The 14,500-nt window shown below is 60.6% G+C and carries 12 protein-coding genes; 1 reads left to right on the top strand and 11 read right to left on the bottom strand.

Annotation, left to right across the window (positions count from 1 at the left end):
- Nucleotides 1–217 precede the first annotated feature (217 nt).
- The gene (nadA, locus tag AABM52_RS24460) at nucleotides 218–1,276 is read left to right on the top strand and encodes a quinolinate synthase NadA (RefSeq protein ID WP_095942772.1); all 1,059 of its coding nucleotides are present in this window, start codon (nucleotides 218–220) and stop codon (nucleotides 1,274–1,276) included.
- 98 nt (nucleotides 1,277–1,374) lie between these two features.
- Here nadA and AABM52_RS24455 read toward each other — a convergent pair whose 3' ends face one another.
- From AABM52_RS24455 to arcA, 11 genes are all read right to left on the bottom strand, one after another.
- Nucleotides 1,375–1,863: an RDD family protein gene (locus AABM52_RS24455; protein ID WP_057713522.1), complete on the bottom strand. Its 489-nt coding sequence runs from the start codon at nucleotides 1,861–1,863 to the stop codon at nucleotides 1,375–1,377.
- 96 nt (nucleotides 1,864–1,959) lie between these two features.
- Nucleotides 1,960–2,172 carry a cold-shock protein gene (locus AABM52_RS24450; RefSeq protein ID WP_007977299.1) on the bottom strand — a complete coding sequence of 71 codons (213 nt, stop codon included), beginning with the start codon at nucleotides 2,170–2,172 and terminating at the stop codon, nucleotides 1,960–1,962.
- A 402-nt stretch (nucleotides 2,173–2,574) separates the two neighbouring features.
- A complete protein-coding gene (gene gcvT / locus AABM52_RS24445) occupies nucleotides 2,575–3,699 on the bottom strand; it encodes a glycine cleavage system aminomethyltransferase GcvT (protein WP_347908626.1) in 1,125 nt (374 codons plus the stop codon).
- Nucleotides 3,700–3,735: 36 nt separating this feature from the next.
- Entirely contained in the window at nucleotides 3,736–5,112 is a 1,377-nt protein-coding gene (locus tag AABM52_RS24440; protein WP_347908624.1) for an L-serine ammonia-lyase, read from the bottom strand.
- A gap of 188 nt (nucleotides 5,113–5,300) precedes the next feature.
- Nucleotides 5,301–8,153 (bottom strand): aminomethyl-transferring glycine dehydrogenase, encoded by a 2,853-nt coding sequence (gcvP, locus tag AABM52_RS24435; protein WP_347908622.1) that lies wholly within the window; start codon nucleotides 8,151–8,153, stop codon nucleotides 5,301–5,303.
- Nucleotides 8,154–8,164: 11 nt separating this feature from the next.
- The gene (gene gcvH, locus AABM52_RS24430) at nucleotides 8,165–8,548 is read right to left on the bottom strand and encodes a glycine cleavage system protein GcvH (protein ID WP_347908620.1); all 384 of its coding nucleotides are present in this window, start codon (nucleotides 8,546–8,548) and stop codon (nucleotides 8,165–8,167) included.
- 456 nt (nucleotides 8,549–9,004) lie between these two features.
- On the bottom strand, nucleotides 9,005–10,513 hold the full coding sequence (locus AABM52_RS24425) for a sigma-54-dependent transcriptional regulator (protein WP_347908619.1): 1,509 nt from the start codon (nucleotides 10,511–10,513) through the stop codon (nucleotides 9,005–9,007).
- A 153-nt stretch (nucleotides 10,514–10,666) separates the two neighbouring features.
- Nucleotides 10,667–11,029, bottom strand: coding sequence for a DUF5064 family protein (locus AABM52_RS24420; protein ID WP_108215109.1), 363 nt, complete (start codon nucleotides 11,027–11,029; stop codon nucleotides 10,667–10,669).
- A gap of 12 nt (nucleotides 11,030–11,041) precedes the next feature.
- On the bottom strand, nucleotides 11,042–11,971 hold the full coding sequence (gene arcC / locus AABM52_RS24415) for a carbamate kinase (RefSeq protein ID WP_347908617.1): 930 nt from the start codon (nucleotides 11,969–11,971) through the stop codon (nucleotides 11,042–11,044).
- A gap of 152 nt (nucleotides 11,972–12,123) precedes the next feature.
- A complete protein-coding gene (locus AABM52_RS24410) occupies nucleotides 12,124–13,134 on the bottom strand; it encodes an ornithine carbamoyltransferase (RefSeq protein WP_347908615.1) in 1,011 nt (336 codons plus the stop codon).
- 81 nt (nucleotides 13,135–13,215) lie between these two features.
- Nucleotides 13,216–14,472 (bottom strand): arginine deiminase, encoded by a 1,257-nt coding sequence (gene arcA, locus AABM52_RS24405; protein ID WP_347908613.1) that lies wholly within the window; start codon nucleotides 14,470–14,472, stop codon nucleotides 13,216–13,218.
- Nucleotides 14,473–14,500 lie beyond the last annotated feature (28 nt).

Below are 14,500 nucleotides of genomic sequence, written 5' to 3'. Positions count from 1 at the left end.
TTTTTTTTGCCTGCGATTCCAGTCCGCTTCGCTGCGGGCTGCTGCGCATCACGCAGGTCAGAATCACCTTTTGCATCCGTCGGATATTCTGTAGCCTTGCGCAGCTTCAACGCTGTCCGTGCCTGATGAATACTCACTTTCCCGGCGGTACCCTGAAGGGTCCGGAGCCGGGTGTATACTCGACTTTCGCGCGAATGCGCCTGCAGGTCTTGCGAACATGACGCAAATTTCCGAACGCCTTCTGGTTCAAGCCCACCTCGACGCCAAACAGCCCAAGCCGCTGACCGCCGACGAAGAGGCTTATTACCGTGCTGCCATCGCTGCCGAGCTCAAGGCTCAGGACGCGGTGCTGGTGGCCCACTTCTATTGTGATCCTGTCATTCAGGCGCTGGCCGAAGAGACGGGCGGCTGTGTCTCCGACTCGCTGGAAATGGCCCGTTTCGGCAACGCCCATCCGGCCAAGACCGTGGTCGTCGCCGGCGTGAAGTTCATGGGTGAGACCGCCAAGATCCTCAACCCGGAAAAACGTGTGCTGATGCCGACGCTCGAAGCGACCTGTTCGCTCGACCTGGGTTGCCCGGTGGACGAATTTTCCGCGTTCTGCGATCAACACCCGGAGCGCACGGTGGTGGTGTACGCCAACACTTCGGCTGCGGTAAAGGCCCGAGCGGATTGGGTAGTGACTTCAAGCTGTGCGCTGGAAATCGTCGAAAGCCTGATGGACAACGGCGAGACCATCATCTGGGGCCCAGACAAGCACCTGGGAACCTACATCCAGCGCCAGACCGGTGCCGACATGCTGCTGTGGGACGGTGCCTGCATCGTTCACGAAGAGTTCAAGTCCAAGCAGCTTGAAGACATGAAAGCGCTGTACCCGGATGCGGCGATTCTGGTGCACCCGGAGTCGCCGACCTCAGTGATCGAGCTGGCGGACGCCGTGGGTTCCACCAGTCAGTTGATCGCGGCGGCACAGAGCCTGCCGAACAAGACGCTGATCGTTGCGACCGACCGCGGCATTTTCTACAAGATGCAGCAGCTGTGCCCGGACAAGGTCTTTATCGAAGCCCCTACGGCGGGTAACGGCGCGGCATGCCGCAGTTGTGCGCATTGCCCTTGGATGGCCATGAACACCCTTGAACGCACGCTCAAGGCGTTGAAGGAAGGGTCGAACGAGATCTTTGTCGATCCGGCACTGATTCCGCAGGCGATTCGCCCGCTCAAGCGCATGCTCGATTTCACCCAGGCGGCGCGGATGAAGCTGGCCGGTAACGCTTAAAAGCCAGAAAGCAAAAGATCGCAGCCTTCGGCAGCTCCTACAGGTGTAAACGAAACCCTGTAGGAGCTGCCGAAGGCTGCGATCTTTTTTTGTGGGCGTTACTTGGTCTTTTTCGGAATCCGCACCAGTTCGGTATTGGAGTAGATGTCATGCCAGCTGCGTTTCTGTTTGTCGAACAGCGACCAGAAGAATCCCAGGCCAACGCAAAGCAGCGAGGCAATCGATACCACAAAGCGCAGCAGTGCCTGCCACAGGCTGATGGACGAGCCATCGGCATTCTGCACGCGGATGCACCAGACCTGCATGCCCAGCGTCTGACCGGACCAGGTCCAGAATTTGGCGAAGAAGCCGAACAGTACGAACAGCAGCACTGTGGAGAGCAGGGGATCGCCGTCCAGGGCACCGGCTTCGGTCAGGGTGCGCATCCTTTCTTCGCCGATGATCGCCATCTGGATCATCTTGTAGATGCCGCTGGTGACGATCAGCAGGGCGGTGCACAGCAGGAAATCATAGAACATGGCTGCCAGGCGACGACCCAGGCCAGCGGCAGGAAAGTCGCCCTGGGGAGTAAGCAGGTGTTTCGACATGGCAGGCTCTCGGTGAAAAAAAGAAGCCATTTTACGGATTTACGCGCACAAAAAAGCCCCTGATGTCAGCATCAGGGGCTTTTTCGTTACAGAAGATTAGGCTTCTGCTTGTACTTCGTCAGCCTGCATGCCTTTCTGGCCCTGCACGGCGATGAAAGTCACTTTCTGGCCTTCTTTCAGGCTTTTGAAGCCGTTGCCCTGGATGGCGCGGAAATGCACGAACAGATCCGGACCGCTTTCAGGAGTGATAAAACCAAAACCTTTCTCGTCGTTAAACCACTTGACGGTACCGCTCTGACGTTGGGACATTTCTTATTTCCTTTGACGCAAAAATTAATGACAGTCTCCTTCTCATGAAAGAGTACTGGGGCTGGTTGCAGGAGAGTAAGAAGACGTCGAACGGGATGTAGCTAACTTGTAGGCTACTGCCCAGGTCACGATTCCAAGCGACCCATGCAAACACAGTGAACAAACTCTACGCCAACTACGGGAGAAAAAACAAGCCCCGTGAAGGCCCCGTATTTCCTCAGGTTGATGGCAAAGTAAGTCCACTAGTGGGGCCTTATTCACTAACCTTGTTCAATTGTTTTCGATCGTTATAAGCAAAGTTCATAATCGAAGCTTAGAGCCAAACATTGCACTATTTTATGGCGGTTGCGTTACACATTAGTGCACCGTTAACGCAACCGCGTTACTTATAGGAACAGTCAATCAGCCACGATAGTAGCGTTGTGGAACAAATGGCATTTTGCTTACAAGCAAAGGCACCTTTTTCCCACGAACGATCGCCCAGACCGGTGTGTCCAGTGTGATGTAAGCGCTGTCGACGTAACCCATGGCCAGCGGACCGCCCAGGGTCGGCCCGAAACCACCGCTGCAGACGCTACCGATGATGTCGCCGGCTTCGTTGACGATCTCGGCGCCTTCACGCACGGGTGTACGTTCCTGTGGCAGCAGGCCTACACGTTTGCGGCTCACGCCTGCCTGTTGCTGGGCGAATACGGTTTCGGCGCCAGGGAAGCCGCCGGCCCGTGCGCCATCAGCGCGACGTGGCTTGGAGATCGCCCACAGCAGGCTCGCCTCGATTGGAGTGGTGTCGGTGTTCATGTCGTGGCCGTACAGGCACAGGCCGGCTTCCAGGCGCAGGGAGTCGCGGGCGCCAAGGCCGATGGCGGCCACTTCGGCTTCAGCGAGCAGTGCGCGAGCCAGGGCTTCGGCGCTGGCGGCGGGTACGGAAATTTCGAAACCGTCTTCACCGGTGTAACCCGAACGGCTGGCGAAGCAGTCCACGCCCAGCAGCTTCACGCGGGCGAACTGCATGAAGGTCATCTTTGCAACTTCCGGTGCCAGGCGTGCCAGCACGGTCACTGCAGCCGGGCCTTGCAGGGCGAGCAGGGCACGTTCTTCGAACAGCGGCTCGATCGTGCACTGGTCGCCAATGTGCTTGCGCAGGTGGGCCAGGTCCTGGTCCTTGCAGGCGGCGTTGACCACCAGGAACAGTTCGTCGTTACCCAGGTTGGCGACCATCAGGTCATCAAGGATACCGCCCGTCGCATTGGTGAACATCGCGTAACGTTGCATGCCCACCGGCAGGTCGATGATGTCCACCGGCACCAGGGTTTCCAGGGCCTTGGCGGCATTGGCGCCGGTCAGGCGAATCTGGCCCATGTGCGAGACGTCGAACAGCCCGGCCTGGTCGCGGGTGTGCTGGTGTTCCTTCATCACGCCCAGCGGGTACTGCACGGGCATGTCGTAGCCGGCGAAGGGCACCATGCGCGCGCCGAGTTCGATGTGCAGTGCGTGCAACGGGGTTTTCAACAGTTGTTCGGTGGACATATTCAGCTCCTGAAGAAGGGTGCAGATGAGCGCGCATCAGCACTCGATAATGTTGACCGCCAAACCGCCACGGGCGGTTTCCTTGTATTTGCTTTTCATGTCGGCGCCGGTCTGGCGCATGGTGCGGATGACCTTGTCGAGGGAGACGAAGTGTTGCCCGTCGCCGCGCAGAGCCATGCGCACGGCATTGATGGCCTTGACCGAGCCCATGGCGTTGCGCTCGATGCAAGGCACTTGCACCAGCCCGCCAATCGGGTCACAGGTCAGTCCGAGGTTGTGTTCCATGCCGATTTCCGCGGCGTTCTCCACTTGTTGCACGGTGCCGCCCAGCACTTCGCACAGGGCACCGGCGGCCATCGAGCAGGCGACGCCGACTTCGCCCTGGCAGCCGACTTCGGCGCCGGAGATGGAGGCGTTTTCCTTGTACAGAATGCCGATGGCCGCGGCGGTCAGCAGGAATCGCACCACACCGTCGTCATTGGAGCCCGGGATAAAGCGCATGTAGTAATGCAATACCGCTGGAATGATCCCGGCCGCGCCATTGGTGGGCGCCGTTACGACACGCCCGCCGTTGGCGTTCTCCTCGTTGACGGCCAGGGCGTAGAGGTTGACCCAGTCGAGCACCGACAGCGGGTCGCGCAAAGATGACTCCGGGTTCTTGCACAACTGCCGATGCAGCGCGGCGGCCCGACGCTTGACCTTCAGTCCGCCGGGGAGGATGCCTTCATTACGGCATCCGGCGGCGACGCAGTCCTGCATCACTTGCCAGATTTTCAACAGGCCGGCGCGGGTTTCCGCTTCCGGGCGCCAGGCGCTTTCGTTGGTCAGCATCACCTGGCTGATGGATAGCCCGTATTTGACGCAATGACCGAGAAGATCCTTGGCGCTTTTGAACGGAAAGGTCAGGGGCGTGGCGTCTTCGACGATGCGGTCGGCGCCGGCGGCGTCCTCATCGACCACAAAACCGCCACCGACCGAGTAGTACTCGCGGCTGCGGACCTGCAGGCCCGCTGCGTCGAAGGCGCGGAAAATCATGCCGTTGGGGTGATAGGGCAACGGTTTGCGAATCATCGCCAGGTGTTCTTTCTCGTTGAACGCAATGCTGTGTTCGCCGAGCAGGTTCAAACGGCCGTTGCCGCGAATCTCTTGCAGGCGCGCGGCGACGGTTTCTGTATCCACGGTGTCCGGGTGTTCGCCTTCCAGGCCGAGCAGCACAGCCTTGTCACTGCCGTGGCCTTTGCCGGTGGCGCCCAGCGAGCCGTACAGCTCGACCTTGACGCAGGTGGTGGCCGTCAGCAGGTTTTCGCGGCGCAAACCTTCGACGAAGCGCGCAGCGGCGCGCATCGGGCCGACGGTGTGGGAACTGGAGGGGCCGATGCCAATCTTGAACAGGTCGAACACGCTTAACGACATGGTGGTTCTCCGGTTTCTTTTTATAGGCGTATCACGGGAGATGCTTTGCGTAGGCGCTGCCGCAGGCTGCGATCTTTTGATCCTGTTTTTTCAAGATCAAGATCAAAAGATCGCAGCCTGCGGCAGCTCCTACAGGGTATTGCGGTGTTTCTGAAAGTGGGGGCGGATCAATCCGCCCCCTCATTCGTTTAAGCGTAGCTTTCGATCGACGGGCAGGCGCAGACCAGGTTGCGGTCGCCGAACACGTTGTCGACGCGACCGACCGGCGGCCAGTACTTGCCTTCGATCAGCGACGCAACCGGGTACACCGCTTGCTCACGGCTGTACGGGTGCGACCACTCGCCCACCAGCTCCTTGGCGGTGTGCGGGGCGTTTTTCAGCGGGTTGTCGTCCTTGTCCAGTGTGCCGTTTTCAACTGCGCGGATTTCTTCGCGGATGCGGATCATGGCGTCGCAGAAACGGTCCAGTTCTTCCTTGGATTCACTTTCGGTCGGCTCGATCATCAACGTGCCGGCCACCGGGAACGACATGGTCGGTGCGTGGAAGCCGAAGTCGATCAGGCGCTTGGCGACGTCATCGACGCTGATGCCGCTGCTGTCTTTCAATGGACGCAGGTCGAGGATGCACTCATGCGCCACCAGGCCGTTGCTGCCGGTGTACAGCACTGGATAGTGCTCTTCGAGGCGACGGGAGATGTAGTTGGCATTGAGGATCGCCAGTTGCGAAGCACGCTTGAGGCCAGCGCCACCCATCATACGAATGTACATCCAGGTGATCGGCAGAATGCTCGCGCTGCCGAACGGTGCCGCGCAAACGGCGCCTTCCTTGCGCTCCATCTGTGCGTGGCCCGGCAGGAATGGCGCCAGGTGCGATTTCACACCGATCGGGCCGACACCCGGGCCGCCACCGCCGTGGGGGATGCAGAAGGTCTTGTGCAGGTTCAGGTGCGACACGTCGCCGCCGAACTTGCCCGGGGCGCAGAGGCCGACCATGGCGTTCATGTTGGCGCCGTCGATGTACACCTGGCCGCCGTTGTCATGAACGATGCCGCAGATTTCGCGGATGCCTTCTTCGAACACGCCGTGGGTCGACGGGTAGGTGATCATCAGCGCGGCGAGGTGTTCGCGGTGCTCGATGGCCTTGGCGCGCAGGTCTTCGATATCAACGTTGCCACGGGCATCGCAGGCAGTAACGACGACACGCATGCCGGCCATTTGTGCGGTGGCCGGGTTGGTGCCGTGGGCCGACGACGGGATCAGGCAGATGTCGCGACGGTCTTCGCCACGGCTCTGGTGGTAGGCACGGATCGCCAGCAGACCTGCGTATTCACCTTGCGAACCGGCGTTCGGTTGCAGCGAAACCGAGTCGTAGCCGGTCGCAGCGCAAAGCATTGCTTCCAGTTCGTCGGTCAGTTGCTGGTAGCCGGCGCTTTGCTCGGCCGGGGCGAACGGGTGCAGGGCGCCGAACTCGGCCCAGGTCACCGGGATCATTTCGCTGGCGGCGTTGAGTTTCATGGTGCACGAACCCAGCGGGATCATGGTGCGGTCCAGCGCCAGGTCCTTGTCCGCCAGTTTGCGCAGGTAGCGCATCAGCTCGGTTTCCGAGTGATAGCGGTTGAACACCGGGTGGCTGAGGATCGGCGACTGACGCACCAGCGCGGCCGGGATGGTGCTGACGACCGAGGCGGCGAGGGCGGCGAAGTCCGGCAGGGCTTTGCCGTCGGACAGCAGGCTCCACAGGGTTTCAACGTCGGCCTGAATGGTGGTTTCGTCCAGGGACAGGCCCAGGCGCTCGCCATCGACCACGCGCAGGTTGATGCGCTGGGCGTGTGCCTTGTCGTGCAGGGCGGCGGTTTGCGCGCCGGTCTTCACGGTCAGGGTGTCGAAGAAGCTCGCTTGTTCGACGCTCAGGCCCAATGCGCTCAAGCCTTTGGCCAGGATCGCGGTCAGGTGATGGATGCGATTGGCGATCTGCGTCAGGCCTTTCGGACCGTGGTACACGGCGTACATGCTGGCGATGTTGGCCAGCAGTACTTGCGCGGTGCAGATGTTGCTGGTGGCTTTCTCGCGACGGATGTGTTGCTCGCGGGTCTGCATGGCCAGGCGCAGGGCCGGGTTGCCGAAACGGTCTACGGAAACACCGACCAAGCGGCCCGGCATGTCACGCTTGAACGCGTCCTTGGTGGAGAAGTACGCCGCGTGCGGGCCACCGAAGCCCAGCGGCACGCCGAAGCGCTGTGCACTGCCGATGGCCACGTCGGCGCCGAATTCGCCTGGCGCGGTCAGCACGGTCAGGGCCAGCAGGTCGGCAGCCACGGCAACGAGGGCATTGGCGGCGTGGAAGCGTTCGGTCAGCTCGCGGTAATCGAACACGTCACCGTTGCTCGCCGGGTATTGCAGCAGTGCGCCGAAGAACGGCGTCACGTCAGTCAGTTCGCGCTCGTCGCCAACCACCACGTCGATGCCCAAAGGCTCGGCACGGGTGCGCAGTACGTCGAGGGTCTGTGGGTGGCAATGCACGGAGGCGAAGAAGGCGTGGCTGCCCTTGTTCTTGCTCAGGCGTTTGCAGAAGGTCATGGCTTCGGCAGCGGCGGTGGCTTCGTCGAGCAGCGAGGCGTTGGCGATCGGCAGTCCGGTGAGGTCGCTGATCAGGGTCTGGAAGTTCAGCAGCGCTTCGAGACGGCCCTGGGAGATTTCCGGCTGGTACGGGGTGTAGGCGGTGTACCAGGCCGGGTTTTCCAGCAGGTTGCGCAGGATCGGCGACGGCGTGTGGGTGCCGTAGTAACCCTGGCCGATGAAGGTCTTGAACAGTTGGTTTTTAGTCGCAATGGACTTGATCAAGGCCAGGGCATCGGCTTCGCTCAAGCCGTCTTCCAGGCCGAGGACGCTGGTGCCCTTGATGCTGTCGGGAATCACGCTGGCGCTCAGGGCTTCCAGGGAGTCGAAACCGAGGCTGTTGAGCATGGCTTGCTCGTCGCCGGCGCGCGGGCCGATGTGACGGGCGATGAATTCATTAGCGGTGGTCAGATTCACTTGAGTCATGTCGGTGCTCCTCAGGCTTCGGCTTGGGCTTTGATCAGACGGTCGTAGGCGTCCTGATCCAGCAGTTGGGCGACTGCCGAGACGTCGCTTGGCTGGAAGCGGAAGAACCAGCCTTCGCCCAGCGGATCTTCGTTGACCAATTCAGGGCTGCTGTCGAGCGCCGGGTTCACTTCCAGCACTTCGCCGTCCAGCGGCATGTACACGCCGCTGGCAGCCTTTACCGATTCCACGGTGGCGGCTTCGGCGCCTTTGTCGTAGGACTGCAGCTCAGGCAGTTGAACGAAAACCACGTCGCCCAGGGCGTTCTGTGCGAAAGCGGTGATGCCGACCGTGACGCTGCCGTCAGCTTCGGTGCGCAGCCATTCGTGATCTTCAGTAAAACGCAACTCGCTCATGGAAACTCCTAAGGGGCCAGACTCGTCTGGTGGACGCGATTGAATGCTTGGGCAATGCCCGGGTTATGGGGGAGTACATAGCAAGAACGCGGCCAACGTTGTTTTTGTTGTTGTTGATCAATGATTTAGGTGGTTTCGACAAAGGCTGAAAATCAATCGTTGTAGCGAAATCGATACGGCATATGTCAATGATAAAAGCCGAGGTGGATCAAAGCCTTGCACAGCCGTGATCGGAGAGGGGTGTAGCGATATCGTTCCGCTGTAGCGCTTTCAGTACAGATGGAGGTCGTTTTTAAACAGGTGAAGAAGTTTTCGAAGTGACAATCCGTTCCGTAGGAGCTGCCGCAGGCTGCGATCTTGTCGCAGGCACCATAAGATCAAAGTCAAAAGATCGCAGCCTGCGGCAGCTCCTACACAGGTTGGTGTACACAATCCACCATCTGTGGACGCCAGGCCTCAGGCCTTGCTCGGAATCCCGTACTTGCGCAACCGGTGGGCAATCGCCGTGTGGGAGGTTTGCAGACGGGTCGCCAGTTGCCGGGTCGAGGGATAGCTAACGTAGAGTTTTTCCAGCAGGGTTTTCTCGAACCCGTCCATGGCCTGTTCCAGGCTGTCGACGTCATGGTCGCTCTGGCGGGCTACCGAGGTGCCGGCGATGTCGAGGTCGCCGATGTCCACCAGGCTGCTTTCGCAAATCGCTGCGGCGCGGAAAATCACGTTCTGCAATTGCCGCACGTTGCCCGGCCAGCGGTTGCCCAGCAGCGCCGGGTAAGTGCCCGGTGCCAGGCGGCAGATTGGTCGCTGGATCTGTGCACAGGCCTGCTGCATGAAGTAGCGGGCCAGCAGCAGAATGTCCTGGCCACGCTCACGCAGGGGCGGCACTTCGACGTTGAGGACGTTGAGGCGATAGAACAGGTCTTCGCGGAACAGGCCTTCGCTGACCATTTTTTCCAGGTCGCGGTGGGTCGCGCTGAGGATCCGCACGTTGACCTTGACCTCACGGTCACCTCCGACCCGGCGAAAACTGCCGTCATTGAGGAATCGCAGCAATTTGGCCTGCAAGTACGGTGACATCTCGCCGATTTCATCGAGAAACACCGTGCCCTGGTTGGCCAGCTCCATCAGCCCCGGCTTACCACCTCGCTGCGCGCCGGTGAAGGCGCCGGGGGCGTAGCCGAACAGTTCACTTTCGGCGAGGTTCTCGGGTAATGCCGCGCAGTTCAACGCCAGAAAGGGTGAACTGTGCCGGGCGCTGATGGCGTGGCAGGCGCGGGCCACCAGTTCCTTGCCGGTGCCGGTTTCGCCCTGGATCAGCAGCGGCGCATCGAGGGCCGCCACCCGCTGGGCGCGTGCCTTGAGGGTGCGGATCACCGGGGACTCGCCGAGCAGTGCATCGAAACCTTCGGCGTGGTCATGGTGCAGCGCGGACAGACGTTCGCCGATGCGGTTCGGTTGGTACAGGGTCAGCAGGGCACCGGCGTCGGTGATCGGCGTGGCGTCGAGCAACAGGGTCTGGCCGTTGACGGTGATTTCCCGCAGCGGCAGGCGAAAGCCGTGTTCGAGCAGGGCGTCGAGCAAGGCCGGGTCGGCAAACAGGTCCCCCACGCTTTCACCGTCCGGTTCGCGGCCGTACAGGGCGATCAGGGCCGGGTTGGCCAGCAGCACCTTGCCGTCGCTGTCCAGTGCCAGCACCGGGTCGGTCATGGCTGCCAGCAAGGCGTCGAGCTGCAAGTGCCGGCGCTGGCCGGGCAGGATGTCGACCACCGTCACCGCTTGCACGCCACGCACGCTGAACAGGGCATCGCGCAGTTCTTCGAGGACTTGCGGGCTCAGGGTCGGGGCGTCGATATAGACATTGGGCGGGACCATTTCCACCGCATCCAGGTTCAGATTGCGCCCGCCGAGCAGGGCCAGGACTTCCTGGGTGATACCGACGCGGTCGATGAAGCTGACGTGGATACGCATGGGGCGGTCTTGGGGTCTGCAGTGCGGAGGGTGGCAAGTATGCCTTGGGGCGGGCTAATGGTGAAATTTTGCGCGGGATATACGGGTAACGAAGATCCCTGTGGGAGCGAGCAAGCTCGCTCCCACAGGTACAGCTTCTACTTGGAGACTGGGTTATTCGAAGTGTTCGGGGTTTACCGGGTCGCCTGATTTCATATTCAACTGCTGCCGGATGTCTTCAAACATCAAATCGTAATGTTTGTGGACCGATCCGATCTGGCTGTGCGTCTTCGGAATCCCGTACTTCTCGGCGATTTTCGTCACATTGCTGGCGAAGTTGTAGGCCTCCTCCTTGGGCAGGAAGAAGGGCTCTGACATTTCCTTGCCCTGAATGCTGCCATGCATAGTGAACTGGATGCCTTTTTCCCCTTTGGCATTCTTGCTGACTTCATAGTCGAGGTGCACGTTGTAGCTGACATCATCCGGGGTCAGCGCATGTCGTTCGATGTGCAAGTGACCTGGCTCAAACTGTGCCATAGACGTCTCTCCTTACAAGTAGGTAATGCCCGGTGTCGCCGTACTGATGCGCGTGCCGGCCTTGCCCTGGACGATCGCTTCGATGTCCGCGAGCGAACCGATCACCGCCACTTTTCCAGTATGGCGCGCGAATTCGCAGGCTGCCTGCACCTTCGGTCCCATGGAACCGGCGGCGAAGCCGAGTTTTTCCATTTCGTCGGGGTGGGCCTGGGCGATGGCTTTCTGCGTGGGTTTTCCAAAGTCGATGAAGGCGGCGTTGACGTCGGTGGCGATCACCAGCAGATCGGCTTCAAGCTGTTCGGCCAGCAGCGCCGAGCACAGGTCCTTGTCGATGACCGCTTCGACGCCCTCGAGTTTGCCGGGCGAGGTATACATGGTCGGAATGCCGCCACCGCCGGCGCAGATCACGATGCTGCTTTTTTCCAGCAGCCATTTGATCGGACGGATTTCAAAGATGCGTTTCGGTTTCGGGCTGGCGACCACGCGACGGTATTTGTCGCCGTCCGGGGCAATGGCCCAGCCTTTCTCGGCGGCGAGTGCTTCGGCCTCATCCTTGGAATAGACAGGGCCGATGGGTTTGGTCGGGTTCTTGAAGGCCGGGTCATTGGCATCGACTTCGACCTGGGTCAGCAAGGTCGCGAAGGGCACTTCGAAGTCCAGCAGGTTGCCCAGTTCCTGTTCGATGATGTAGCCGATCATGCCTTCGGTCTCGGCGCCGAGCACGTCCAGCGGATAGGGCGAAACCGAGGTGTAGGCCGCCGCCTGCAATGACAGCAGGCCGACCTGAGGGCCATTGCCGTGGGCGATGACCAGTTGGTTGCCGGGATGGATCTTGGCGATCTGTTCGGTGGCGATCCGGATGTTGGCGCGCTGGTTGTCAGCGGTCATGGGTTCGCCCCGGCGGAGCAGGGCATTACCGCCCAGAGCAACGACGATACGCATGGTGCTAGTCCTTCTAAACAGAGGAAAGGCAAACGACTCGGTCAATTGTAGGAGTGAGCCTGCTCGCGATTGCGCAGCAACTGTCGACATTAATGTTGAATGTCAGACCGTTATCGCGAGCAGGCTCGCTCCTACATTGACCGGTGCCGGTCTTATAGATCCGCCAGCGTCGACACCAGAATCGCCTTGATGGTGTGCATGCGGTTTTCCGCTTGCTCGAAGGCGATGCAGGCCGGCGACTCGAACACGTCATCGGTCACTTCGATGCCGTTGTTCAGGAACGGGTACTGTTCGGCAATCTGTTTGCCGATCTTGGTATCGCTGTTGTGGAACGCCGGCAGGCAGTGCATGAACTTGGTGCGCGGGTTGCCGGTGGCTTTCATCAGTTCGGCGTTGACCTGATACGGCAGCAGTTGCTGGATGCGCTCGGCCCAGGCTTCAACCGGCTCGCCCATCGACACCCACACGTCGGTGTGGATGAAGTCCACACCCTTGACCGCCGCTTTCGGGTCTTCGGTGAGGGTGATGCGCGCACCACTTTCTTCAGCGTACTTTTTGCAGCGCGCCACCAGGTCGTCCGCCGGCCACAGGGCTTTCGGGGCGCAGATGCGCACGTCCATGCCGAGCTTGGCGCCGATCAACAGCAGGGAGTTACCCATGTTGTTGCGCGCGTCGCCCAGGTAGACGTAGCTGATCTCGTGGATCGGCTTGTCAGCGTGTTCACGCATGGTCAGCACGTCGGCGATCATTTGCGTCGGGTGATATTCGTCGGTCAGGCCGTTGAACACCGGCACGCCGGCGAACTTGGCCAGTTCCTCGACGATTTCCTGCTTGAAGCCACGGTACTCGATGGCGTCGTACATGCGCCCGAGCACGCGGGCGGTGTCCTTCATGCTTTCCTTGTGGCCGATCTGCGAGGAGTTCGGGTCGATGTAGGTGACGTTGGCGCCCTGGTCATAGGCTGCAACTTCGAACGCGCAGCGGGTGCGGGTCGAGGTTTTCTCGAAGATCAGCGCGATGTTGTTGCCCTTGAGATGCTGCTGTTCGGTGCCGGTGTACTTGGCACGCTTGAGGTCGCGGGACAGGTCGAGCAGGTAGCGCAATTCGCGAGGGGTGTGGTGTTCCAGGCTCAGCAGATTGCGGTTATGGATATTGAACGCCATTTTGGATCTCCTAAGGTGTCGGTTATCCCCTTGGCCTGCGCATGCCCTTGGGTAGAGGGCAGCGCGGGCCAAGGTAATAGGTTAGTAGTCAATCGGATCGCGGATGATCGGGCAGGTCATGCAATGGCCACCGCCCCGTCCCCGGCCGAGTTCGCCGGCGCTGATGGTGATCACTTCCACGCCGGCCTTGCGCAGCAGGGTGTTGGTGTAGGTATTGCGGTCGTAGCCGATGACCACGCCCGGTTCCACAGCCACTACGTTGTTGCCGTCGTCCCATTGCTCGCGTTCGGCGGCGAAGCTGTTGCCGCCGGTTTCCACCACGCGCAGGGCCTTGAGGTTCAGGGCCTGGGCGACGGTGTCGAGGAAGTTGGTTTCTTCGCGACGGATGTCGATGCCGCCCGCCTTGCTTTCATCGGGACGCAGGGTGAAGGCGACAATCTGGTTCACCACTTCCGGGAAGATCGTGACGAGGTCGCGATCGCAGAAGCTGAACACGGTGTCCAGGTGCATCGCCGCGCGGGATTTCGGCAGGCCGGCGACAATCACTTTCTCGACGGCCTTGTTTTTGAACAGGTTCACCGCCAGTTGGGCAATGGCCTGTCGCGACGAGCGTTCGCCCATGCCGATCAACACCACGCCGTTGCCGATCGGCATCACATCACCGCCCTCAAGGGTGGAGTTGCCATGTTCTTTGTCCGGGTCGCCGTACCAGATCTGGAAGTCGGCGTTGGTGAACTCGGGGTGGAACTTGTAGATGGCGGTGGCCAGCAGGGTTTCCTGACGGCGCGCCGGCCAGTACATCGGGTTGAGGGTGACGCCACCGTAGATCCAGCAGGTGGTATCGCGGGTGAACTGGGTGTTGGGCAACGGCGGCAGGATGAAGCTGGAGTTGCCGAGGAAGTCGCGGAACATCTCGATGGCCTTGCCGCCGAAACTGGTGGGCAAATCGTCACCCGATACGCCGCCGATCAGGAACTCGGCGATCTTGCGCGGCTCCAGGCTGCGCAGCCACGAGGCCGTTTCGTTGATCAGGCCCAGCCCCACCGAGTTGGCGGTGATCTTGCGTTCCAGAATCCAGTCCAGGGCTTCGGGAATGGCGACGATGTCGGTCAGCAGGTTGTGCATTTCCAGCACATCGATGTTGCGTTCGCGCATTTTGGTGACGAAGTCGAAGTGGTCGCGCTTGGCCTGGGCCACCCACAGCACATCGTCGAACAGCAGTTCATCGCAGTTGTTCGGGGTCAGCCGCTGATGGGCCAGGCCGGGGGAGCAAACCATGACTTTGCGCAGTTTGCCGGCTTCGGAATGGACGCCGTACTTAACTTTTTCCTTGGTCATTACAGTGATCCTCCAGATGACTAAACAG

It is taken from the genome of Pseudomonas grandcourensis (assembly GCF_039909015.1).
GTDB lineage: Bacteria > Pseudomonadota > Gammaproteobacteria > Pseudomonadales > Pseudomonadaceae > Aquipseudomonas > Aquipseudomonas grandcourensis.
The sequence above is the reverse complement of the archived record's forward strand: the minus strand, read 5'-3'. Positions and strand labels throughout refer to the sequence as shown.